General features: G+C 71.1%; 20 protein-coding genes. 16 read left to right on the forward strand and 4 right to left on the reverse strand.

The features are described from left to right. The first annotated feature begins 102 nt into the window (after positions 1 to 102). Positions 103 to 654, forward strand: coding sequence for a YbaK/EbsC family protein (locus tag Apa02nite_RS13555; protein ID WP_203825401.1), 552 nt, complete (start codon positions 103 to 105; stop codon positions 652 to 654). A gap of 52 nt (positions 655 to 706) precedes the next feature. Here the strand turns inward: Apa02nite_RS13555 and Apa02nite_RS13560 are convergent, their stop codons facing one another. The 4 genes from Apa02nite_RS13560 to Apa02nite_RS13575 all read right to left on the reverse strand — a co-directional run bounded on the left by Apa02nite_RS13560 (position 707) and on the right by Apa02nite_RS13575 (position 4,074). Then, the gene (locus Apa02nite_RS13560) at positions 707 to 1,348 is read right to left on the reverse strand and encodes a DsbA family oxidoreductase (protein WP_203825317.1); all 642 of its coding nucleotides are present in this window, start codon (positions 1,346 to 1,348) and stop codon (positions 707 to 709) included. Positions 1,349 to 1,397: 49 nt separating this feature from the next. Then, positions 1,398 to 1,826 carry a SufE family protein gene (locus Apa02nite_RS13565; protein ID WP_067702178.1) on the reverse strand — a complete coding sequence of 143 codons (429 nt, stop codon included), beginning with the start codon at positions 1,824 to 1,826 and terminating at the stop codon, positions 1,398 to 1,400. 94 nt (positions 1,827 to 1,920) lie between these two features. After that, entirely contained in the window at positions 1,921 to 2,310 is a 390-nt protein-coding gene (locus tag Apa02nite_RS13570; RefSeq protein WP_067701964.1) for a CBS domain-containing protein, read from the reverse strand. A gap of 30 nt (positions 2,311 to 2,340) precedes the next feature. Continuing rightward, positions 2,341 to 4,074 carry a proline--tRNA ligase gene (locus tag Apa02nite_RS13575; RefSeq protein ID WP_203825402.1) on the reverse strand — a complete coding sequence of 578 codons (1,734 nt, stop codon included), beginning with the start codon at positions 4,072 to 4,074 and terminating at the stop codon, positions 2,341 to 2,343. A gap of 136 nt (positions 4,075 to 4,210) precedes the next feature. On the opposite strand from Apa02nite_RS13575, the gene Apa02nite_RS13580 reads away from it, so the two are divergent. The 15 genes from Apa02nite_RS13580 to Apa02nite_RS13650 all read left to right on the forward strand — a co-directional run bounded on the left by Apa02nite_RS13580 (position 4,211) and on the right by Apa02nite_RS13650 (position 22,894). After that, a complete protein-coding gene (locus tag Apa02nite_RS13580) occupies positions 4,211 to 4,981 on the forward strand; it encodes an SGNH/GDSL hydrolase family protein (protein WP_203825318.1) in 771 nt (256 codons plus the stop codon). A 20-nt stretch (positions 4,982 to 5,001) separates the two neighbouring features. Then, complete coding sequence (locus tag Apa02nite_RS13585; protein WP_203825319.1) at positions 5,002 to 5,901, forward strand: sulfurtransferase; 900 nt, start codon at positions 5,002 to 5,004, stop codon at positions 5,899 to 5,901. A gap of 88 nt (positions 5,902 to 5,989) precedes the next feature. Next, positions 5,990 to 6,568, forward strand: a complete 579-nt coding sequence (locus Apa02nite_RS13590) for an RNA polymerase sigma factor (protein WP_239164301.1) — start codon at positions 5,990 to 5,992, stop codon at positions 6,566 to 6,568. Beyond that, entirely contained in the window at positions 6,565 to 7,395 is an 831-nt protein-coding gene (locus tag Apa02nite_RS13595) for a zf-HC2 domain-containing protein (RefSeq protein ID WP_203825320.1), read from the forward strand. Before Apa02nite_RS13590 ends, Apa02nite_RS13595 begins: the two co-directional genes overlap by 4 nt. Beyond that, a complete protein-coding gene (locus Apa02nite_RS13600; protein WP_203825321.1) occupies positions 7,392 to 8,387 on the forward strand; it encodes an ABC transporter ATP-binding protein in 996 nt (331 codons plus the stop codon). The genes Apa02nite_RS13595 and Apa02nite_RS13600 overlap by 4 nt, the downstream gene beginning before the upstream one ends. Next, the gene (locus tag Apa02nite_RS13605) at positions 8,384 to 9,925 is read left to right on the forward strand and encodes a hypothetical protein (RefSeq protein WP_203825322.1); all 1,542 of its coding nucleotides are present in this window, start codon (positions 8,384 to 8,386) and stop codon (positions 9,923 to 9,925) included. Before Apa02nite_RS13600 ends, Apa02nite_RS13605 begins: the two co-directional genes overlap by 4 nt. Further along, positions 9,922 to 10,548: a hypothetical protein gene (locus Apa02nite_RS13610; RefSeq protein ID WP_203825323.1), complete on the forward strand. Its 627-nt coding sequence runs from the start codon at positions 9,922 to 9,924 to the stop codon at positions 10,546 to 10,548. The genes Apa02nite_RS13605 and Apa02nite_RS13610 overlap by 4 nt, the downstream gene beginning before the upstream one ends. Positions 10,549 to 10,804: 256 nt before the next feature. Next, positions 10,805 to 12,544 (forward strand): HSP90 family protein, encoded by a 1,740-nt coding sequence (locus tag Apa02nite_RS13615; protein WP_067701942.1) that lies wholly within the window; start codon positions 10,805 to 10,807, stop codon positions 12,542 to 12,544. Continuing rightward, positions 12,541 to 15,321, forward strand: a complete 2,781-nt coding sequence (locus Apa02nite_RS13620; RefSeq protein WP_203825324.1) for a tetratricopeptide repeat protein — start codon at positions 12,541 to 12,543, stop codon at positions 15,319 to 15,321. Before Apa02nite_RS13615 ends, Apa02nite_RS13620 begins: the two co-directional genes overlap by 4 nt. 32 nt (positions 15,322 to 15,353) lie before the next feature. After that, positions 15,354 to 15,959, forward strand: coding sequence for a TetR/AcrR family transcriptional regulator (locus Apa02nite_RS13625; protein WP_203825325.1), 606 nt, complete (start codon positions 15,354 to 15,356; stop codon positions 15,957 to 15,959). A gap of 205 nt (positions 15,960 to 16,164) precedes the next feature. Beyond that, positions 16,165 to 17,505 (forward strand): acetyl-CoA carboxylase biotin carboxylase subunit, encoded by a 1,341-nt coding sequence (locus tag Apa02nite_RS13630; RefSeq protein WP_203825326.1) that lies wholly within the window; start codon positions 16,165 to 16,167, stop codon positions 17,503 to 17,505. Between the two features lie 3 nt (positions 17,506 to 17,508). Further along, positions 17,509 to 18,387, forward strand: a complete 879-nt coding sequence (locus Apa02nite_RS13635; protein WP_203825327.1) for a hydroxymethylglutaryl-CoA lyase — start codon at positions 17,509 to 17,511, stop codon at positions 18,385 to 18,387. Positions 18,388 to 18,559: 172 nt separating this feature from the next. Then, positions 18,560 to 19,585, forward strand: coding sequence for a hypothetical protein (locus tag Apa02nite_RS13640; RefSeq protein WP_203825328.1), 1,026 nt, complete (start codon positions 18,560 to 18,562; stop codon positions 19,583 to 19,585). 266 nt (positions 19,586 to 19,851) lie between these two features. Next, positions 19,852 to 21,222: a chaplin family protein gene (locus Apa02nite_RS13645; RefSeq protein WP_203825329.1), complete on the forward strand. Its 1,371-nt coding sequence runs from the start codon at positions 19,852 to 19,854 to the stop codon at positions 21,220 to 21,222. A gap of 148 nt (positions 21,223 to 21,370) precedes the next feature. Continuing rightward, positions 21,371 to 22,894 carry an acyl-CoA carboxylase subunit beta gene (locus Apa02nite_RS13650; RefSeq protein ID WP_203825330.1) on the forward strand — a complete coding sequence of 508 codons (1,524 nt, stop codon included), beginning with the start codon at positions 21,371 to 21,373 and terminating at the stop codon, positions 22,892 to 22,894. The last annotated feature ends 11 nt before the right edge of the window (positions 22,895 to 22,905 follow it).

Raw genomic sequence — 22,905 nt, forward strand, 5'->3', positions numbered from 1 at the left:
CGCGCTCCGCACCGAAAGTCCCCACGCAGCGCTTCGTGCCGGCGTCGGTCGGGTCGTGTCTTGTGGTTGCGGGGCGGGTTTGGGGTCATGATGGCGGGCGTGATGGGAAGCCTGCAGACCGAATCCGCCCAGTCCCGATCTGACCTGCTCGCCGTGCCGGTGGCGAAAGCGCTCGCCGTGTGGCCGGCGGACGCGCCGGTCGACGTCGATCAGGTGCTGGTGGCGCCGATCGATCCGACCCTGGCCGACACCGCGGCGTTCTGCGAGGCGTATGGGGTGACCCTGGCCGAGTCCGCCAACTGCGTGATCGTGGCGGGCCGCCGGGGCGAGGTGACGAAATACGCCGCGTGCATCGTTTTGGCCACCACCCGGGCCGACGTGAACGGGATGGTCCGGCGGCTCCTTGACGTCCGCAAGTGCAGCTTCGCGCCGATGGACGAGGCGGTGTCGCTGACCGGGATGGAGTTCGGCGGGATCACCCCGATCGGACTACCCGCGGACTGGCCGATTCTGGTGGACTCCCGGGTGATCGCCGCGCCGCACGTGATCATCGGGTCCGGCGTCCGGCACAGCAAGATCGCCGTGCCCGGGCCGGCCCTGGGTGCCCTGCCGGGCGCGCAGGTGATCGAGGGCCTGGCGAAAGAGGTCGGCTAGCCCATCGAAGGGTCAGACAACGATGGTGGTAAATGTCGTTTCACGTGAAACGTTATCGACCGGCCTCGACGGCTTCCCGGCGGGTGATCTCCTCGAACGCGGCGAGCAGCGTCGATGAGTCCTGGGCGCCCTGGATGACGAACTTCCCGTCGACGAGGAAGTAGGGGACGCTGGTGACGCCCAGCTCCCCCGCCTCGGTCAGGTCGGCCTCGACGGCGCCGGTGCCGGCCTCGGACTCCAGGTAGGCGAATGCCGCCGCGGCGTCCAGCCCGATCGAGCCGGCCACGCCGGCCAGGGCCGCACGGGATCCGACGTCTATGCCGTCGGCGAAGTGTGCCCGCTGCAGCGCGTCGAGCATGTCGGCCTGGCGCTCCTGCCCGGCGGCCCAGGCGATCAGCCGGTGCGCCGCGAACGTGTTGGCCGCGAGCGCCCGGTCGAAGTCCAGGATCAGGCCCTCCCTGGCGCCGATGTCGGCCGCCTGGGCGAACATCTGCTCGGCCCGCTCGTCGCCGCCGAACTGCTCGGCCATCACCTGCTTGAGCGGCATCGGCTGCGGCACCGGCGACGGGTCCAACTGGAAGGCGCGATAGGTGACCGTCACGTCCTCGCCGAACGCGGCCAGCGCGCTCTCGAGCCTCCGCCGCCCGAGATAGCACCACGGGCAGACGACGTCGGACCAGACCTGGATATCCACACTTCTCCGTTCCGGTGCAGAAAGTTCGGGGAGCAGGCGAGTTCGGGGGTCAGGCGATCTGCTCGGCGATCTGGCGCTTGAGCCGGCCCAGGATCGCCGTCCCGCCCCGGATACGCAGCGGGCTGATCGCCTGCGCCAGCCCCATCCGGGCGTAGAGGTCGTCCGGCACGGCCAGGATCTCGGTGGCCGACGACCCGGCCAGGCCCTCGGCCAGGATGCCGGCGAAGGCCCGGGTGGTCGGCGCCTCCGGCGGGCAGTCGAACCACGTCTGCACGGTGGCGTCCGGCTGCACCTCGGCTTTGAGGAAGAACTGGGTCTGGCACTCCGGGACCTGCTCCATGCCGTCGTGCCCGGCCAGTGCGGCGGGCAGCGGCGGCACGGCGTCGGAGAATTCCAGCAGCATCTCCAGGACCACCTCACGGGGCGCGGAGGCGAAATCCTCGACGATCTCGGCGAGCTTCGGCGGCATCTCAGTCACGAAGACCAACTTAGCCCGCGCCGGGCGCGCAGCCGCAGGCAGAACGGGGCAGCCGGGCCGCCGCCCGGTGGCCCGGCTGCGGCCCGGCCCACGGTCAGGCGGAGGTCGAGGCCGGCAGGAGGGCCACGTCACTCAGGCTGATCAGGCCGACCACCTTGCGGTCGGCGTCGCACACCAGGAGGCGGCGGACCGACCGGCTGCGCATGGCCTGGACCGCCTCCTCCACCCGGGCGCTCTGCTCGATCATGATGAGTTCGCGGGAGGCGATCGCGCCGAGTGTCGTGGTCGCCGGGGGCAGGCCCTCGGCGATCGCCCGAACCACGATGTCCCGGTCGGTGACGATGCCGGCCATGGTCGGGCCGTGCGTCACCACCACGTCGCCGATGCCCTGATCGCGCATGGCCTGTGCGGCCTCGTCGAGACAGGTGTCCTCCGGCAGGTAGACCACCCGCCGGGTCATCGCGTCAGCCACCAGTCTGGCCATGTTCGTGCCTCCACCCCGTTGAACGTCCGCTTACCCCAGTCTTCCCATGATTACCCCGGGTATGTCCACAAGGGGCAGCTCCTGCCGGTCGCCGGTGCGCCGGTTGCGCAGTTCGGCGTACCCCTCCATCAAGCGGCGGCCGACCACGACGGACCGCGGGATGCCGATCAACTCGGAGTCGGTGAATTTGACCCCGGCCGAGACGTTCGGCCGGTCGTCGACCAGGACCCGGACCCCGGCCCGGACCAGTGTCGCGCCCAGCGACAGCGCGGCCTCGATCTGACCGTCCCGGCCGGCCGCCACGATGTGCACGTCGGCCGGCGCGACCGCGTCCGGCCAGATCAGCCCGCGTTCGTCGTGGTGTTGCTCGGCGATCACCGCGACGGCCCGGGTCAGGCCGATGCCGTAGCTGCCCATCGTCGGACGGACCGGTTTGCCGTCGGCGCCGAGCACGTCCACCCGGAACGCGTCCGTGTAGCGGCGGCCCAGCTGGAAGATGTGTCCGATTTCGATGCCCCGTCGAATGGTCAGCGTGCCACCGCCACAGGCCGGGCAGGTGTCGCCGGCCCGGACCTCGGCCGCCTCGATGGCGCCGTCCGGCACGAAGTCGCGCCCGGCCACCACGTCGGTGGCGTGCCGACCGGCCTGGTTGGCGCCGGTCAGCCAGGCGGTGCCGGGCGCCACCCGGGGATCGGCCAGGTAGCGGATCGGCAGGCCCTGCGGGCCGAGGTAGCCCTTGACCAGGTCGGGGCGGACCGCGAAATCGTCGAACAGGGTGGCCGTGGCCGGGGCGAGCGCGGCGTCCAGCCGCTTGAGGTCGACCTCGCGGTCGCCGGGCACGCCGATCGCGACGATCTCATCGGTACGACCGGGGTGGTGCACGACCACCACGACGTTCTTCAGCGTGTCCGATGCGGCCCAGTCGTCGCGGCCGCCGAGCCGGCGCTCGTTGGCCAGCTCGACAAGCGTGGCGATGGTCGGGGTGCCCGGGGTGTCGTGCACGGCCGCCGCGGGCGCGGTGACCGGCCGGGCGGGCGGCGCGGGGGTCACCACGGCCTCGGTGTTCGCGGCGTAGTCGCAGGCGGTGCAGCCGACGAAGGTGTCCTCGCCGACCTCGGCGGGCGCCAGGAACTCCTCGGAGGCCGACCCGCCCATCGCGCCGGAGACCGCCGCGACGATGGTGTGCTCCACCCCGAGGCGCCGGAAGATCTGCTGGTAGGCGGTGCGCATCCGGTCGTACGCCGAAGTCAGCCCGGCGTCGTCCAGGTCGAAGGAGTAGGCGTCCTTCATCAGGAACTCGCGGCCGCGGAGCAGGCCGCCCCGCGGCCGTGCCTCGTCGCGGAACTTGGTCTGCACCTGGAAGAGCAAGAGCGGCAGATCCCGGTACGAACTGGTCATGTCCTGGACGAGGAGGGTGAACATCTCCTCGTGGGTGGGCGCCAGCAGATAGTCCGCGCCGCGCCGGTCCTGCAGGGTGAGAAGCAGATCGCCGTATTCGGTCCAGCGGCCACTCGTGTCAAACGGCTCGCGCGGCAGCAGGGCGGGGAACGAGACCTCCTGGCCACCGGCGGCGGCCATCTCGTCCCGGACCACCTCGGTGACCCGGTCGAGCACGAGCTTGCCGAGCGGCAGCCAGGTGTAGCCGCCCGGGGCAGCGCGGCGGACGAAGCCGGCGCGCACCAGGAGCCGATGACTCGGCACCTCCGCGTCCGCCGGCTCCTCACGCAGGGTCTTGAGGAGCAGGGTGGACATCCGCAGCAACATGGACATCGAGCTTAGGTACGGTGTAGGAATAAATCACCTGCTTATCTAAGTGTCGCCAGCGTCACGTCCCGCTTTTAGCTGTCCGGTGGAAAACTGATCCGGCAACCAAAGCTGAACAGACGTTAGGGGGCTATCGATGGCCTGGCGCAGCTTCGTGGCAATGGGTGACAGTTTCACCGAGGGCATGTGCGACGAATATCCGGATGGTTCGTATCGAGGCTGGGCCGACCTGGTCGCCACCCGCCTCGCGATCGATTCCGGTCCCGACTTCGGGTATGCCAACCTGGCGATCCGCGGCCGGCTGCTGGACCAAGTGCTCGCCGAGCAACTCGAGCCGACCCTCGCGATGCGGCCTGATCTGGTCAGTTTCGCGGCCGGCGGCAACGACATCCTGCGGCCACGGGTGGATCCGCAGAGCCTGCTCGACAAGATCGACGTGGCGATCGGCCGGATCCGGGCGACCGGCGCCGACGTGATCATGTTCCGGTTCGCCGACATCGCGGTGCACGTCCCGGGCGGGCAACGGATGATCGGCGGGCGGGCGGCGGCGCTCAACGACGGGACGCGGGAGATCGCCGAACGGCACGGTGCGCACCTGATCGACCTCTTCGCCGACCACGCGTACCTGCACCGCAGCCTGTGGAGTGACGACCGGCTGCACCTCTCCGAGTCCGGGCACCGGCGGGTCGCCGGGCACGTGCTGAACGCGCTCGGGGTCGGTGTCGAGGAGGAGTGGATGCTCGTACCGCCGACGCCGCAGCCGACACCGTGGCGGCTGGCCCTCAGCGCGGATCTGCGCTGGGCCCGCGAGCACCTCGCCCCGTGGGTGGGGCGGCACCTGCGCGGACGCTCGGCCGGTGACCTGGTCACGCCGAAGCGACCGGCACTGGCACCGATCAAGGACTAGAAACGGCTAGCGTGACAACCATGTCCGTTCCGAACGATCCGGCGCAGGCGCTGCAGGCGTATGCGCACCCCGACAAACTGGTCACCACCGAGTGGCTCGCCGCGAATCTGGACACCCCCGGCCTGGTGGTCGTCGAGTCGGACGAGGACGTGCTGCTCTACGACACCGGCCACATTCCCGGCGCGGTCAAGGTCGACTGGCATCTCGAGCTGAACGACCAGGTCACCCGGGATTATCTGGATCCGGCCGCGTTCGCCGCGCTGTGCGAGGCGAAGGGCATCGGCCGCGACGACACGATCGTGTTCTACGGCGACAACTTCAACTGGTGGGCGGCGTACGCACTCTGGGTCTTCAGTCTCTTCGGGCACCGCGACGTGCGGTTGCTCGACGGCGGCCGGCAGAAGTGGGTGGCCGAGGGACGCGCGGTGACCCGGGACAAGACCAGCCGCGCCCCGGCGGAATACCAGGTGCCGGTCCGCAACGACGCGGAGATCCGGGCGTTCCGCGACCAGGTGATGGGTCACATCGCCAGCGGGCGTCCGCTCGTCGACGTACGCTCGCCGCAGGAGTACTCCGGCGAGCTGACGCACATGGCGGCGTACCCGCAGGAGGGCGCGCTGCGCGGCGGGCACATCCCGGGCGCGGTCAGCAAGCCGTGGAAGTCCGCGGCGAACGACGACGGCACCTTCAAGGCGCACGACGACCTGATCAAGATCTATCGGGACGAGCTGGGCCTCGAGCCGGCCGACGACATCGTCGCGTACTGCCGGATCGGTGAGCGGTCCAGTCACACCTGGTTCGTGCTGCACCACCTGCTGGGCTACCCGCAGGTCCGCAACTACGACGGCTCCTGGACCGAGTGGGGCAACCTGGTCCGGGCACCGATCGCCACCGGAACGGAGCCCGGCGGGCTGCACTGACCGGCGGTTGTGGAAGAACGGCGCGGCCCATCGGGTCGCGCCGTTTTTTCGATGAACCGAATCCGGCACCGTCGGCGATAGTCCAGAAGTGCGAAGGAAACCACACCCTCCGGTGGACCCGGTCGGTGAGCAGAGCAGCGACGCCGAGCTGCTGCGCGCCGTCGCGGCCGGGCAGACCGCCGCGCTGCGGCTGCTGCATCACCGGCACGCGCCGTGGCTCCGGGCCCGCCTGCGCCGGCGCTGCGCCGACCCCGACGTGGTCGACGCCGCGATCCAGGACACCTTCGTCGCCGTCTGGCGCGACGCCCGGCGATACACCGCGACCGGCTCGGACGCCGCGGCCTGGATCTGGACCATCGCGATCCGCCGCCTGGTCTCCGCCCTGCGCGGCCCGGCCCACCGCTGGCTGAGTGGTCCCGCCGAGGAGTCGCCGGACGACGTCCTGGTCACCCCGTCCGCCGAGGAGCTGGTGCTGCTCGGCGTCGAGCACGGCGCCCTGGGCCCGGCGCTCAACCGCCTCTCCCCCGAGCTGCGCAGCCTGATCGAGGCGACCGCGCTCGACGGGCTGACCGTCCGCGAGGCGGCCGCGCTCCTCGGCATTCCGGAGGGCACCGCGAAGACCCGGCTGATGCGCGCCCGTGCGCGGTTGAGGGAGCTGCTGACATGACCGACTGGCATCTCGACCAGGACCTGCTCGATCGATACGACCGCGGTGACCTCGACACCGGCCGGGTGATGGCGGTGGAGGCGCACATGCTGGCCTGTCCGCACTGCCGCTTCCGGGTGCACGTCGACGTGGCCTGGACGACCGGCAACTGGGCGATCGTCTACGACGCCGTCCACGCACCCCGGGTCGGCCCGGCGCAGCGGCTGCTGACCCGGCTCGGCCTGCCCGAGCACCGGGTCCGGCTGCTCACCGCCACCCCGGCGCTGCGCTGGTCATGGCTGCTCGCGACCGCGGCGGTCCTCGGCCTCGCGGTGCTCGCCGCCGTGTTCAGCCGGGACGGCACCGATCGGGCCGGTCTGCTCTTCCTGGTCGTCGCGCCGATCCTGCCGGTCGTCGCGGTCTCCGGGGCCTATGGTCCGCCCGCCGACCCGATGTACGAGATCACCGGGACCGCGCCGGCGGCCGGACCGGCACTGGTGCTCTGGCGGGCCACCGCGGTCATCGGCGCCGCCGTGGCGACGGCCGGGTTCGCCGCGCTGCTGCTGCCCGCCGCCGGGTGGTATGCGGCGGCCTGGCTGCTGCCCGCCCTGCTGCTCTGCACCGGGACGCTGGCACTGGCCACCTCCGTCCCGCTGCCGCTCGCGGCCGGCACGCTCGGCGGGCTCTGGCTCGCCGGGGTGCTCGGCGTGACCGGGTTCCGGCACGAGCCCGCCGTGCCACTCGTCTTCGGCCCCGCCGCCCAGCTCAGCTATTCGCTGGCCGCGGCGCTGGCCGCCATCGTCCTGATCCGGCGTCGCCGCCGGTTCGACCCGGGAGAGAGCCGATGACCACCGTCAGCATCCGCAGACTTGGCAAGCGCTACGGAGCCACGACCGCCCTCGACGCCGTCGACCTGGAGATCGGCACCGGGGTGACCGGACTGCTAGGGCCGAACGGGGCCGGCAAGAGCACGCTGCTGCGCTGCCTTGCCACCGCGCTCGCGCCGGACACCGGCTCGCTGCGGGTGCACGGGTTCGACCCCGCGGTGCAACACGAGCGGGTCGAGGTGCGCCGCCGGATCGGCTACCTCCCGCAGAACCCGGGGCTGTATCCGAACTTCACGGCGTACGACCTGCTGGACTACGTCGCGGTGCTGAAGGAGATCACCGACACCGGTGCGCGCCGGGCCGAAGTGCGGCGGGTGCTCGAGGAGGTCGAGCTGACCGACCGGGCGAAGACCAAGGTGCGCAAGCTCTCCGGCGGCATGCGGCAGCGGCTCGGCCTGGCACAGGCGCTGCTCGGCGAGCCCGAGCTGGTGATCCTGGACGAGCCGACGGTGGGGCTCGACCCCGAGCAGCGGATGCTGTTCCGGGCACTGGTCTCCCGGATCGGTGAGCATCGGACGGTGCTGCTCTCCACCCACCAGACCGAGGATGTCGGCGCGCTGTGCGAGCGGGTGGTGGTGATGCGGGGCGGCCGGGTGATCTTCGACGGCAGCCCGCGGGAGCTGGCCGGCGTGGCCGAGGGACAGGTGTGGCTCTCGGCGGAGCCGCCGCAGGGAAATGCGGCGTATTGGCGAAATGCCGACGGACTGTACCGAACCCTCGGTGCGCGGCCGGCAGGCGGTGAGGCGGCTAGACCCTCCATCGAGGACGGATATCTGCTGCTCCTGGACTCGGAAGCGACGACGGCCGGGGCGGCGACAGGCGTGGCGCCGACGGCCGGGGCGGCGACAGGCGTGGCGCCGACGGCCGGAGCGGCGACAGGCGCGGTGACGACGGCCGGCACGGCCGCACCCGATGCGGCCGGAGCGACGACGGCTCCCGGGGTGATCCGATGACCGTGACGATCGATGAGCCGCTTCTCCGGGCCGTGCCATCCGGCCGGGTGGCGGTGGCCGCCTTGGCTCGGGTGGAGGCGCGGCACTTCCTGCGCAGCCCGTTCGTCTGGGGTGGTGTGGTGCTCGCCGTCGGACTGGGCGTCGCCTGGTCCTGGACCAGGATGCCGACCTGGGATTCCTTCCAGCAGAACGCCGGGATGAGCGCGCTGGTGCTGGGTGCCGCGCTGCTTCTGGCCGGACATCTCGCCGCGGGACGGGACCGGCGGGCCAGGGCGGACGAGAGCACCAGGAGCATGCCGGCCACCGCGGCTCGGCGGGGAGTCGGGCTGCTGGTGGCGGTGCCGATCGCTGCGCTGGCCGGAGCGGTCGTCTACGCCCTGGAGCTGGCGATCCTGCTTCCGGCCTGGCCGGTGGGGCACTTCGATCCCTGGGCCGGTCTGGTCGTGGTGGTCCTGCCGCCGATCGGCGCTGCCATCGGCGTTCTGGTCGGCCGGGCGCTGCCGAGCGCGGCGGCTGGGCCGCTTACCGTCGTGGCGCTCGTCGTTGTCCTCTTCCTGCTGCTCGCCCTCTCGACCGGACCGGGCGGGCCCGCCGACCAGATCTGGCCAGTGCCGGAGCAGCCCTGGGAGGTCGGCGCGGACCGGCCCACCGGCTGGCACCTGATCTACCTGTGCGCCCTCTTGGTCGGGGTCGTCGCGTTGATCTCCTGGCACCCTGGGACGGGATGGCGGTCGTGGTCCGGGACAGCCTGGCGATTCGGGGCGACGTCGTCGGTGATGGTGTTGGTCGTGGCCCTGCTGGTTGCCGGATTCGCGGTGCAGCGGCAGGACGCGGAGGACCTCAGCGAGGTCATCTACCCGGACCAGACCGAGGCACTCACCGGCGTTGCCGTGCTGGACTGCCGGACATATCTCGAGGTTCGGTACTGCGCACTGCCCGAGTTCGCAAACTGGGCCCGTCAGTGGCGGGCGGCTGTCGAACCCGTCGCGGCGCTGCTCCCGGTCGCCGCGGCGAAACCGGCGGTTCGGCAGATCGGGGGCTCGGACGACTTCGAGCCGATTACGCCCGGCCAGCCGGAGATCGTCACGTCGACATCCTGGGGCCGGTTCGGGCGCTGGGCGGAGAACTCGCGGCTCGAGATGGCTCGGGCCTGGTCGGCCGCCGCGGTCGGTCTGGCCAAACGTGACCCCATGTCGTGGCAGAGCTGTGACGGCGCGGGCCAGCATCGCACGGTTGTGGGGTTGTGGCTGCTCGCCCTGACCCAGCCGGACGGGCCGGCTCGTGTCGCCCGCGGCGAGTTGCGACTCCCCCACGTCCGGCAGGGGCCCGCAGACCTGCAGGCCGTGGCGACTTTGCTGGCCGTGCCGACCGCCGAGGTCACCGCATATCTGCAGGCGCACTGGCCGCAGGTGCTCGATCCGGCCGGCACTGCGCTGGCCGGTCTCGGCGTGACGACCACCCCGCCGCCGATCCCGGCAGCGCCGATCGTCGAGCCCGATTCCGCCCCACCGAGCGAGGATGCCGGGGTCTGCCGATGACCCGATTGCTGCTCCCCCATCTGGCCCGAGCCGTCCCGTGGTCACCGTTCGCGGCGGCCGTCCTGCTCGCCGCGGTCGCGCAACTACCGACCCTGCTGCGCGACGATCCGGCGCCGACTTCGGTGCTGTTCGGGCTGCGGATCGCGGCCGCGGCTCTCGGCGCGGCGGCCGGGTTCGCGCTGCCGGACCTGATGGCGTCCACAGTGATCACTCCGGCGCCGCGCTGGCGGCGGCAGTGGTTGCGGATCGCCTTGCCGCTACTTCCGGCCGTGGTGCTGTGGGCGGGCCTTTATCTCGTTGTGCGTGGGCTGGTCCGCCCGGAGATGGTCTGGCCGGACGGGTTCGTGGTCCTGCAGGCGACGGTCTGCGGGCTGCTGCCGGTGGCGTTCGCGGCGCTCGGGGCGCGGTATCGGGATACCGCGGTGGCCGCGCTGACCGGCCCGGTGACGCAAGGGGTGGTGCTGGTCGGCTCGCTGTTCCTGAGCGATCGGAGCTCGCCGTGGACGGTTCCGGCGGCGGCCGGCTGGACCGTCGCCCAGCGAGCCTGGCCGGTGGCGTTCGTGCTGCTGCTGGCCGTGCTCCTGACAGCCAACCGGGAGGTGGTGCGAACCAGCTCACGGTGACCGCGGCGGCAGATCCAGCCGGATCAAACGGGGGTCGCCGCGGTCCCCACCAGATGGTCGGCGGGGCCCTCTGCGCCTCGCGCCCGCGCCTGCCTCGCGCCCCGCGAAGCGGCCGGATCAGGAAGTCGCCGGGTGTGGCGGGTGGCCGGGTGAGAGCGACCTCGGGGCCGGGATTGGCCGGCGACCGGGAGCGCAACGTTGCGGAACCTCGATAAAGACCCGTTTTTGTCGGACGGACCCGGTACCGTGCGACGCCGTGAGCAACACCTTCCAGGTCGATCTACGGGGCATCGTCGACCTGCTCAGCCACCACCTCTACGCGAGCCCCCGCGTCTACGTCCGCGAGCTGCTGCAGAACGCCGTCGATGCGATCACCGCGGTCGGGGCCGGGCACGCCGGCCGGGTCGAGATCGTCACCGGTGCGACGCTGCGGATCACCGATAACGGCATCGGGCTGACCGAGGCGCAGGTGCACGAGTTGCTCGCCACCATCGGCCGCAGCTCGAAACGCGACGAGCTGGGGTTCGCCCGCCATGAGTTCCTCGGCCAGTTCGGCATCGGACTGCTCTCCTGCTTCCTGGTCGCCGACGAGATCGTGGTGCACACCCGGCGCGAGGGGTCCGCCCCGGTGCTCTGGACCGGGTATTCCGACGGGCGTTACGACGTGCGACCCGGTGCCGAGCGGGAGCCGGGCACCACTGTCACCCTGACCCCGCGCCGCGGCGCCGAGCACTACCTGACCGGCGCGACAGTGACCGAGCTCGCCGAGCTCTACGGCTCGCTGCTGCCGGTCGAGGTGACCGTCGACGGCCGCCGGGTCACCACCGGCGCACTCCCCTGGGCCCTCGCGCCCCAGGAGCGGAGTGAATATTCGCAGGCCACGCTCGGTTTCCGCCCGTTCGACGTGATCGAGCTGAACGTGCCCGGCTCCGGCCTGACCGGCGCCGCGTTTGTGCTGCCCACCCCGGTCAACCCGGCCAGCCGAGGCGGCCACCGGGTCTACCTCAAGCGCATGCTGCTCTCCGAGAACGTGGAGGGTCTGCTCCCGGACTGGGCGTTCTTCGCCCGCTGTGTCGTGGACAGCACCGAGCTGCGCCCGACCGCGAGCCGTGAGGCGCTCTACGACGACGGCATGCTGGCCGAGACCCGCGACGCGATCGCCGACCAGCTGCGCGGCTGGCTGGTCCGGCTCGCCACGACCGACCCGCACCGGCTCGCCCAGTTCCTGCAGATCCATCACCTGGGTGTGAAGGCGCTGGCCCTGCACGACGACGAGATGCTGCGCCTGGTCGAGCAGTGGTACCCGATGCAGACCAACATGGGCGAGCTGACCCTCGCCGACTTCCGGGCCCGGTTCGGTGTGCTCCGGTACGCCGCCACCGCCGACGAGTTCCGCCAGCTCGCCGCGGTCGCCGCCGCCCAGGACATCGGCCTGATCAACGGCGGGTACGTCTACGACGCCGACCTGATCGAGCGCCTGGCCGCCAGCGACCCGGAGATCCGCGTCGAGCGCCTCGACCCGACCGATCTGACCACCCGGTTCACCGCCGTCGACGCGGCGACCGAGCTGCGCCTGCGCCCGTTCCTGTCGACCGCCCAGCGCCGCCTGGACCGGCTCGGCTGCGAGGTGGTGGTCCGCGTCTTCGACCCGGTCACCCTCCCCGCGCTCTATCTGGTGAGCCGCGCCGCGGCGTTCCACGACGAGTTCACCACCAGCCGTGACCAGGCCGACGACCTGTGGGGCGGGGTGCTCGACGCGCTCGCGCAGACCGTGCCGAACGACCGGCCGCAGCTGGTCCTGAACCACCGCAACCCGCTGATCCGCCGGGTGGCCGCGATCGGCGACCCCGAGCTCGCCGCCCTCGCCGTCGAGTCGCTCTACGGCCAGGCCCTGTTGCTCGGCCACCACCCGATCCGGCCGGCCGACGCGGCCCTGCTGACCACATCGTTCCTGGGCCTGCTGGACCGGGCCGTTCCCGAGGAGGAGACCCGGTGAAGACGTCCGACGAGCTGTGGGCGGTGCTGAGCGAGGCCGAGGACCTTCCGTACGGCGCGGCGCAGATCGCGCTGGCCGAGCAGGTGCTGCGGCAGGTCGACGGTGCCGGTGACCCGGCACTGGCGTTCTACACCCGGTTGTTCGCGACGAACGCGTACATCTACGGCGGCGAGTCGGTGAAGGCGTTCGCCACCTTCTCCTGGTGTGTCAGCGACTTCGACCGGAACCCGCAGGACTACCACCGGAACTGGTCGCACAACCTGTTGTGGCTGTTCAAGACGATGGTCAACGCGCTCACCGAGTTTCCCGAGGTGCCGCTGGCCCGGACGTATTCGGTGCTCGAGGACATGGAGCGGCGGTACCGCGAGAGCGGCCATGGCCTGCAGCCCGTCTACAAGCACCGCTACATCGTCGCCAACCACATCGGCGACGCGGCCGCCGCTGACGAGTGGTACGAGAAGTGGAAGGCCGCGCCCCGCAACTCGCTCTCCGACTGCGCCGGCTGTGACCCGAACACCCAGGTGGAGTACCTGAACCAGCGCGGCCGGCACGCCGACGCGGTGGAGCTGGCCGCCCCGGTGCTGACCGGGCATCTGTCCTGTGTCGAGCAACCGCACGGCATCCTCGGCGAGCTGATGGTGTCGTACCTGAAAGCCGGCCGCCCGGACGACGCGGCGGACGCGCACCGCCGCTCCTACCTGGGTCAGCGCGGAAACCTGGCCGACCTGTGGGCGATCGGCGAGCACATCCGGTTCTGTGCCCGCACCGGCAACGAGGCCCGCGGCCTGGAGATCCTGCAACGGCACATCGACTGGCTGGACCGGGCGCCGTCGCCGGCCGCCGGGATGAACTTCGCGGCGGCCGCCGTCACGCTGCTGCGCCGGGTGACCGTTATCGGTCACGGGGACACCCTGATTCGCCGCAGCGGGCGACCCGACGTCACCGCGGAGGCACTGGCCGGCGAGCTGACCACGTTCGCGACCGAGTTGGCCGCCCGGTTCGACACCCGCAACGGCACCACCCACCAGAGCGAGATGATCACCGCGTTGATGGCCGAGCAGCCGTACGGCGTCGACGTGCCGCTGTCCCCCTCGGCCCGCCGCTCCCCCGCCGTCGTGGCGAAGCAGCCGCAGCCCGCCGAGCCGCCGGTGGAGATCCCCGCCGAGGGCACCGAGCCCGAGCTGCTCGACCTGGCCGAGAAGCACCTTGAGCAGGACGACCAGGTCGCGTTCGGGCTGGTGCTCGACGCGTACCGGGCCCGTTTCCCGGAGCCCGCCGACCCGCGGCTGGCCGGCCGGTTCTGGACGTTCCGCGGCATCCAGCTTCCCGGCGACGAGCACGCGGACACCATCGCGGCCTGGGAGAAGGCGGCCGCGGCGTTCGAGCAGACCGGCGAGCCCGGCAAGGTCAGCGGCCTGCGGGCCCGGATCGCGATGGAGCGCAGCCGGGCCGGGCTCGGTGACCCCGACGAGGTGCTGGCCGTGATCCGCGCCGACGTCGCGCACCAGGACGCGCACGGCACGGACCGGGACCGGGCGACCGCCTGGCTGCGGATGTCCACGATGTATTTCGCGCTGGATCTGCTGACCGAGGCGAACGACGCCGGCGACCGGGCCGACCAGCACGCCGTCGCGCACGGTGAGCCCCGCCGGTTGGCGCACCACGCCCTGCTCCGGGCGCGTAACCGGGGCGCGGCGCAGCGCACCGATGAGGCCCGCGCGGCGGCCCGGGAGGCCTGGGACTTCTACCGGGAGCACGGCCCGGCCCGGTCCAGCGCCGAGGCGGCGACGTTCTACGGCCAGCTCGCCGAGGACCCGGCCGAGGTGGTGACCGCGATGACCGAGTCGCTGACGACCGGGGTGCCCGGCGCCGAGCTGGTCGGTCACATGCTGCGCGGGCGGGCGCTGATGGCCCTCGCCCGGCCCGGTGACGCGATCGACGACCTGGTCGAGGCGGTCGCGGTCTGCGCCGAGCAGGAGCTGGACCAGCCCGGCACGTTCGCCCGGCAGGATCTGGCGCAGGCGTACCGGCTGGCCGAGCGGCTGCCGGAGGCGGCCGAGGTGGCCGAGGAGGCGCTGCTCGGGTTCGAGCGGCTGGGCCTCGCCGAGCCGGCCAACGACACCCGGTTCCTGCTGGCCGGGATCTACCGTGATCTTGACGACACCGGCCGTGCCCTGGAGCTGTACCGGGAGCTGATCGAGCTGCTGGCCGACAACCCGGCCGGGCGGGGTCAGATCGCTGAGGAGGCCGGTGACCTGCTCTACAAGCTGGACCGGGACGCCGAGGCGGCGGGAACCTTCCGGGCCGCGGCCGCGTCGCTGCGCGAGGCCGGCGATCCGGCCGGCGAGCTGCGGGTGCTGCGCCGCCGGCTGATGGCGCTGAACTACGCCGATCAGGTCGCCGAGGCGGAGGAGCTGATCGGCCTGGTGGCCCGCCGGTACGCGGAACTCCCGGTGGAGCTCGCGGACGAGCCCGCCGTGCAGTGGGGTCGGTCTATCTTCGCGTTCGAGGTGGGCAGCATGTTCCTGCGGCGCGGCCGGCACGCCGACGCCACCACGCATCTGGCCGGCGCCCCCGAACGGTTGCGCCTGATCGGTGCGGACGACGACGCCGATCGGGTGACCACCCTGCAGGCACGGGCCCTGCTCGCCGGCGGGGACGCGGCCGGCGCGGTGGCCCTGTTGTCGCCGGTCCGGGCCCGGAATCCGGAGGATGCGGACGCCGAGGAGTTGTACGACGAGGCCCGGGCAGAAGTCGATCGGCTGAACGACCGTTAAGCGAACCCTTGACAGCGGGTTAGAGTTGCGTCGTGACGACGGTAGATCAGCGGAACCGGACGACCCCGCCGGCGCCTCGGCGGCGGTCGCGCCGCGATGAAATCCTCGAGATCGCGGTCGGACTCTTCGCGTCCCGCGGCTATCACGGGGTCTCCATGGACGACATCGGCTCGGCGGCCGGCGTCACCGGCCCGGCGTTGTATCACCACTTCGCCGGCAAGGAGGCGATGCTGGTCGCCGCGCTGATCCCGGTCAGCGACAGCCTGCTGGAGGGCGGCCGGGAACGCGTCGCCCGCCATCCGGCCGAGGCCGAGGCGGCGCTCGCCGACCTCATCGACTTCCACGTCGAGTTCGCGCTGGCCAACCCGGCCGTGATCGCCCTGCACCTGCACGAGCTGGACCGGTTGCCGGAGGAGCCACGCCGGCAGATCCGCCGGTTGCAGCGGCTCTATGTGGAGGAGTGGGTGGGTGTGCTCACCCTGCTGCGCCCGGAGCTGGAGGCGGCCGAGGCGCGGGTGCTGGCGCACGCCGCGTTCGGCCTGATGAACTCGACGCCGTTCCTGGGCGGCGAGGTGGAGCGCCGCCGGCGGGCCGACCTGCTGCGCGACGCCACCCTGCACGCCCTGACCGGCCGCTGAAAACCGACGGCCGGCGGCGAGACCTAGCCCGCGGCCGGCGGCAGAACCAAGCCTGCGGTCCGCGGTAAAACGCAGCAAGAACTGCAGGTAGAACAGAGGATAGGAACGACACCGGCCTGCGGGAGGCCCACCGGTCACCCTGCCGGCCACGGAACACCGACCAGCCCCACAGGGCAGGTCGGCAAACCGCCATCCAGGGAGCCTCATGATCGAGTCGCTGCTCGTTGCCAACCGTGGCGAGATCGCCCGCCGGATCATCCGCACGGCGAAACGCCTGAACATCCGCACCATCGCGGTGCACTCCGACGTCGACGCCGACCTGCCGTTCGTCACCGAGGCCGACGAAGCCGTCTGCATCGGCCCGGCCAACCCGGCGCAGAGTTATCGCAACGTCGAGGCCGTGCTGGCTGCCGCCAAGGCGACCGGTGCGCAGGCGATCCATCCCGGCTACGGCTTCCTGAGTGAGAACGCGGCTTTCGCCCGTACCGTCGCATCAAGCGGCCTGGTGTGGGTCGGACCCGGCGCTGACGCGATCACCGCGATGGGCGACAAGATCAATGCTCGCAACCTGATGGCGGCGGCCGGCGTGCCGGTCGCGCCCGGCACGGCCGAGCCGGTGGCCGACGTCGACGCCGCGGTCGCGGCGGTCGGGGAGATCGGTTACCCGGTGATGGTGAAGGCGGCGGCCGGCGGTGGCGGGATGGGTATGGGTGTCGCCGCCGACGAGGCCGCCCTGCGTACCGAGTTCGGCAAGGTGCAGGCGTTCGCCGAGCGGATGTTCGGCGACGGATCGGTGCTGCTGGAGCGGTATTTCCCCCGAGTGCGGCACGTCGAGGTGCAGATCCTCGGCCTGGCCGACGGCCGGGTGATCGCACTGTCCGAACGGGAGTGCTCGGTGCAGCGCCGCAACCAGAAGCTGGTCGAGGAGGCACCGTCCCCGGCGGTCGGCCCGGAGTTGCGCGAGCGGATCCTGAGCGCCGCGGTCAAGGCCGGCGAGGCGGTCGGCTACCGCAACGCGGGCACCGTCGAGTGCCTGCTCGACCCGGCCACCGGCGAGTTCTTCTTCCTGGAGATGAACACCCGGCTGCAGGTCGAGCACCCGATCACCGAGCTGATCCACGGCATCGACCTGGTCGAGCTGCAACTGCGGATCGCCAGTGGCGAGGACGTGGTCGTCAGTAACGACAAATCGGGCCACGCGATCGAGCTGCGGATCAACGCCGAGGACCCGAAGCGCTTCCTCCCCGGCCCCGGCAAGGTCGCGACGTGGGTGGAACCGGCCGGCGAAGGCGTCCGGGTGGACTCCGGCTATGCCGAGGGCACCACTGTCACTCCGCACTACGACTCGCTGATGGCCAAGCTGATCATTTTCGGTACGGACCGCGAGGATGCGCTGGCCAAGGCCCGTGCCGCGGTGGCCGGTTTCGAGATCGTCGGACCGAAGAACAACCTGCCGTTCTTCGCCGAGCTGCTGGAGAACGACGAGTTCCGCTCCGGCGACTACGACACCGCGATCGTCTCCCGGATGCGTAAGGGTGTGAGGTGAGCCGTGACGTTCATCAGCATTCGTGAGGTCGCGCCGCGCGACGGCCTGCAGAACGAGGACCCGATCCCGGCCGACGGCAAGGTCGAGCTGATCGACGCGCTGAGCGGCACCGGTGTGCGGCGGATCGAGGCGGTCTCGTTCGTGCACCCCAAGGCGATCCCGCAGATGGCCGACGCGGACGAGGTCTGGTCGCGGATCACCCGGAACCCGGACGTGCGGTACTCCGCGCTGATCCCGAACACCCGGGGCGCGCAGCGGGCCCTGGCCGCCGGGCTGCGGGAGATCGAGGTGGTGGTCTCGGCCAGCGACACCCACAACCGGCGCAACCTCAACCGGACCACCGACGACTCGCTCGACGACATCGCCGGGCTGATCCCGCTGGTGCACGCGGCCGGCGCGACGCTCGAGGTGATCGTCGCGACGAGCTTCGGCTGTCCGTTCGAGGGGGACATCGCGCCGACGCGGGTGGCGGAGATCGTGGCCCGGGTCCGCGCCGACGGCGCGGACCGCATCGCGTTCGGCGACACCACCGGGATGGCGACACCGCGCCGGGTCCGCGACCTGCTCTCCGAGGTACGACCGGACCTGCTGCACTTCCACGACACCCGGGGTACCGGGCTGGCCAACATCGTGACCGCGCTGGAGCTCGGGATCGTCGAGTTCGACGCCAGTGCCGGCGGGCTGGGCGGGTGTCCGTACGCGCCCGGAGCGTCCGGCAACGTGGCCACCGAAGAGGTGGTGCACATGCTGCACGACATGGGCTACGACACCGGAATAGATCTGGATCGGTTGATAGCGACCGCCGAACTGGCCGAACGTCTGGTCGGCCGTCGCCTTACGTCCGGGGTCCTCCGGGCCGGACCGCGTACCCGTCTCGTGTGATTCTTCGGCCCGTTCCCGCGATCATATTTCTGATTTGGTCGCGTGACTTTCCGCGAGCTCACGTCGTTACCAATACCGAGTGGCCGATATCGCCTGTTCCTCACTAAGAGGAACTGATCCGTACTAAATGGATCTGATAGCGCCGCAAGGCCGACGACGAGGGGTGGATCCGATGCCGGGCTGGAGGGTCGAGCGCAAGCCGCGCACGGCGTCCCGGTTCGTGCCGGACGCCCCCGGCAGCTCCCCGCTCATGCCGCCCCACAGCCAGGGGGCGGAGCGGCGGACGGAGCGCCGCGCCGGACGCACCGGATCCCGGTGGGCCCTGCGTGCACTCGTCATCAGTGGCCTGGCCGGGGCGGCCTGGCTGCTCACCGGCGCCGCCGCACACGCCGCGGGAACCGACAGTGAGCCGGACTCCGGCTTCCAGCTCGGGACCATGTCGGACGATGCGGAGCCGGCGACCGGAAACGAATACGTGGTGAGCGAACTCCTGAAGGCGGCCGTCCAGCCGTTGGAGTCCGTACCTGAGACCCATCGCGTTCTCACCTTCCCGACCGGCTCGGACGGAGTGCCGTCCGAGACGGTGGACGAGGACGAGCCCGCGATCGACGTGGAGCTCTTCGACGAGGTCCGGCGACCGGCGACCGCGCCGCTGCGTACCAGTGGCGGAGATGCGGACGACCAGGAACGGGCCGAGCCGGGGAGCGACACGGCTGATGCCGTGCCGGTGATGGTTGTGCCGGCCGGCGTACCGAAGGCCCTGGTGGCCGACGCCGTGACCGAACGGACCGCTGCTGAGCTGCCGGAACACCCGGCTGCGAGCGGTACCGGCGGTGCGGCGGCACGCAGCAGCATCCGGGTCTCGCGCGCCCCGGCCGGTCATTCACCGGCCCGGCGCGCCAAGGCCCACTCCCGGTCACACGTCCATCGGCATGCCCCGGCCGCCCGGCCGGTTGCGTCGGTGGCGATCCGGGAGACCGTGCCCGACGGCGACGGACCCGCGCCTGCGCGGATGAACCTCGGGGCAGTCAGCGGTGTCCCGGCCGGTGGGCCGGGAGCATCCACGGAGAGCGGCTCGTCAGCCGTTCTTCCGGGCGGGATCGTGAACGGCCCGGTGGCCTGCCACCGCTGTCCGGTCGCACCCGATGTCGACGCCCGGCGGCATGACGCCGAGGCGCCGACCGTCTCACCTGACTAGCGCCACCTGACCAGTGATGGCCTCGGCGGTGCGTCTCACGCAGCCGTCTCGACCGGGCCCGACGATTCCCGAACCGTTTGCGTACAAGCGGCGAATCGTGTGGGGCCTGAGGAGCGACCATCACGGCACCGCGCCGTCACGCCTCCAGAGGAGGCCGGAGAAATCGAGCCAGGGCACCGCTGCGCCCAAAATCGATGTTCTGGAACCAGCTAATTGAATACGTGGAAAACCCTTGCTGACCATTTTTGAAAGGCATCACTTTTCTCATGAAGAAGACGTGGGTTCGTAAGACGTTGAGCGTCGGGATCATGGCTGCCGGTGCCCTGCTGCTCGCCCCGGCCGCCGCACAGGCCGGTCTCGGCTCGTCCGGCGCCGGCCAGGACGGGATCACCCAGATCACGTCCACCAACCTCGGCGCGCTGAACGGCACGCAGTTCGCGATGCCGGTCAACGCCCCGATGAACATGAACGGCAACGCCCTCGCGCTGGGCGGCATCTCGAAGGCCTCCGGCGCCGGCGTCAACCGGGTCGCCGAGGGCTCGTACCGCAAGGGCGGCAGCGGGATCAACCAGGCTTCCGGCGGCAACGTCGGCTTCCTGAACGGCACCCAGATCGCCGTGCCGGTCACCGTGCCGGTGAACATGAACGGCAACGCGGACAGCCTGTTCGGGATCAGCTCGGCCCAGGGTGGCGGGGTCAACCGGATCGAGGGTGGCCAGGTCGCCCAGGGTGGCCACGGCGGCGGGATCAGCCAGTCGTCCGGCGGCAACGTCGGCTTCCTGAACGGCAACCAGATCGCCGTGCCGATCACCATCCCGATCAACCAGTGCGGCAACTCGACCTCGATCTTCGGGATCTCCTCGGCGCAGGCCACCTGTGGCAACTTCATCGGTGCCACCGGCCGGATGGCGCAGGTCAGCGGCGGCCAGAGCGGCCACAGTGGCCAGGGCAACGGCGGCAGCCAGGGCGGCTGGGGTCACGGCAACGACAACGGCAACCACTGGGGCCACGGCAACGACCGCGGTCCGTGGGGCCACGGTGCCGGCCGGGACCCGTGGGGCCACGGCTGGGACAGCGGCATCAACCAGAGCAGCTTCGGCAACATCGGGTTCCTGAACGGCACGCAGTACGCGGCGCCGATCATCGCCCCGATCAACGTCTGCGGCAACTCGTTCGGTGGCCTGTTCGGCGCGTCCAGCGCGTCGGCGGTCTGCGTGAACCGCATCGGTGACGACGGCGGCCACTGGGTCAAGCCGGCCAAGGGTCACGGCCACGGCCACGTCAAGGGCGACAAGAACTGCACCTGCAAGGACAAGGGCGACAAGGGCGGCGTCCGCGGCGACAACGGCTACAAGGGTGACAAGCCGGCCGCCGTCAACGACGACAAGGGTTACAGCAACAAGACCCCGGTCGACGTGAACGACGACGACAACGGCTACGGCGACGTCCAGGACGACGACGTTGACGACACCGACACCGGCGACGTCAAGGGCGACAAGGGTGACAAGGGCTACGGCGACGTCAAGGACGACAAGTACGGCGACAAGACCGGTGGCCGCAAGACCGTCGAGTCGGCGTCGGTCAGCAACCTGACCGGCAGCCTGGGCGGTCTCGACCTGCTCGACAGCCTGCGCTGACACTGATCCTTCGGCGCGGTGACGCGTGAACGGGAGCCCCAGCATCGGCGGGGCTCCCGTTCGTCGTTGCCGCCGGTCCACGTTCTGGGATAGCCTAACGATCGTTAACCCTGACGGTCGTCAAGGGTCTCGAGCGGGGAGTGCATCCATGGACAGTGACGCGCTGGCGCAGGTCCGCAAGCGTGTGCTGGCCGGTGGCGCGGAGCGGTACCACGCCGCTAACGCGGCGAAAGGCAAGCTCTTCGCCCGTGAACGGATCGCGCTCCTGGCCGACGAGGGTTCGTTCGTCGAGGACGGGATCTACGCCAACAGTCTGGCCGACGGACTGCCCGCCGATGGTGTGATCACCGGAGTCGCCCGGATCGACGGCCGCGACGTGTGCGTGATGGCGAACGACTCCACGGTCAAGGCCGGCTCCTGGGGCGCCCGCACGGTGGAGAAAATCGTCCGGATCATCGAGCGGGCGTACCAGCTCAGCATCCCGATGATCTACCTGGTCGACTCGGCCGGCGCGCGGATCACCGACCAGGTCGACCTCTTCCCCGGCCGTCGCGGCGCCGGCAAGATCTTCCACACCCAGGTCCGTGCCTCCGGCGCCATTCCGCAGATCTGCGCGCTGTTCGGGCCGTCCGCCGCGGGTGGCGCCTACATCCCGGCCTTCTGCGACGTGGTCGCCATGGTCGAGGGCAACGCCAGCATGTACCTGGGATCCGACCGCATGGTCGAGATGGTCACCGGGGAGAAGACCACGCTCGAGGCGATGGGCGGTGCCCGGGTGCACTGCGCCGAGTCGGGCGTCGGGCACTTCCTGTGCAAGACCGAGCGCGAGGCGCTCGACGTGGTGCGCACCTACCTGTCGTACGTTCCGTCCAACTGGACGCAGCAGCCGCCCGCGGCGGCGGTCGCCGGTCCGTCCGGCGCCGACCTCGCGGCGCTGGTCCCGGCCAGCGAGCGCCAGGCGTTCGACATGCGGAAGTACGTCAAGGGCCTGGTCGACGAGAACTCGTTCTTCGAGATCCAGGCGCTCTGGGCGCGCGAGCTGACCGTCGGCTTCGCCCGGCTGGACGGCGAGGTGGTCGGCGTCCTCGGCAACAACTCGATGTTCAAGGGCGGCGTGCTCTTCGTCGACTCGGCCGACAAGGCGAGCCGGTTCGTGCAGCTCTGCGACGCCTTCAACATCCCGCTGCTGTTCCTCACCGACGTGCCCGGTTTCATGGTCGGTTCCGCGGTGGAGAAGCAGGGCATCATCCGGCACGGCGCAAAAATGATCACCGCGATCTCCGAGGCCACAGTGCCGAAGATCTGCGTGGTGGTGCGTAAGGCGTACGGCGCCGGGCTCTACGCGATGGCCGGTCCGGGATTTGAGCCGGACGCCACCATCGCCCTGCCCACCGCGAAGATCGCGGTAATGGGCGCCGAAGCCGCGGTCAACGCGGTGTACGCCAACAAGATCGCGGCGATCGAGGACCCGGATGCCCGGGCCGCCTTCGTCGCCGAGCGCCGCGCCGAGTATGAGCGCGACATCGACATCATGCGCCTGGCCAGCGAACTCGTCGTGGACGCCGTGGTGGAACCGGGCGATCTGCGGGCCGAGCTGATCCGGCGCTTCTCCGCCGCGCGTGGCAAGGACCGCTCGTTCTCCCGTCGCCGCCACGGCGTCACTCCGGTCTAGGGACAGGTGTC

The sequence above is a fragment of the Actinoplanes palleronii genome, from assembly GCF_016862315.1.
GTDB lineage: Bacteria > Actinomycetota > Actinomycetes > Mycobacteriales > Micromonosporaceae > Actinoplanes > Actinoplanes palleronii.

Coding starts and splice junctions, on each gene's coding strand:
- Apa02nite_RS13555 (WP_203825401.1), top strand. CDS start 103: ATGGGAAGCCTGCAGACCGAATCCGCCCAGTCCCGATCTGACCTGCTC.
- Apa02nite_RS13570 (WP_067701964.1), bottom strand. CDS start 2,310: ATGGCCAGACTGGTGGCTGACGCGATGACCCGGCGGGTGGTCTACCTG.
- Apa02nite_RS13575 (WP_203825402.1), bottom strand. CDS start 4,074: ATGTTGCTGCGGATGTCCACCCTGCTCCTCAAGACCCTGCGTGAGGAG.
- Apa02nite_RS13580 (WP_203825318.1), top strand. CDS start 4,211: ATGGCCTGGCGCAGCTTCGTGGCAATGGGTGACAGTTTCACCGAGGGC.
- Apa02nite_RS13585 (WP_203825319.1), top strand. CDS start 5,002: ATGTCCGTTCCGAACGATCCGGCGCAGGCGCTGCAGGCGTATGCGCAC.
- Apa02nite_RS13595 (WP_203825320.1), top strand. CDS start 6,565: ATGACCGACTGGCATCTCGACCAGGACCTGCTCGATCGATACGACCGC.
- Apa02nite_RS13600 (WP_203825321.1), top strand. CDS start 7,392: ATGACCACCGTCAGCATCCGCAGACTTGGCAAGCGCTACGGAGCCACG.
- Apa02nite_RS13605 (WP_203825322.1), top strand. CDS start 8,384: ATGACCGTGACGATCGATGAGCCGCTTCTCCGGGCCGTGCCATCCGGC.
- Apa02nite_RS13610 (WP_203825323.1), top strand. CDS start 9,922: ATGACCCGATTGCTGCTCCCCCATCTGGCCCGAGCCGTCCCGTGGTCA.
- Apa02nite_RS13630 (WP_203825326.1), top strand. CDS start 16,165: ATGATCGAGTCGCTGCTCGTTGCCAACCGTGGCGAGATCGCCCGCCGG.
- Apa02nite_RS13640 (WP_203825328.1), top strand. CDS start 18,560: ATGCCGGGCTGGAGGGTCGAGCGCAAGCCGCGCACGGCGTCCCGGTTC.
- Apa02nite_RS13645 (WP_203825329.1), top strand. CDS start 19,852: ATGAAGAAGACGTGGGTTCGTAAGACGTTGAGCGTCGGGATCATGGCT.
- Apa02nite_RS13650 (WP_203825330.1), top strand. CDS start 21,371: ATGGACAGTGACGCGCTGGCGCAGGTCCGCAAGCGTGTGCTGGCCGGT.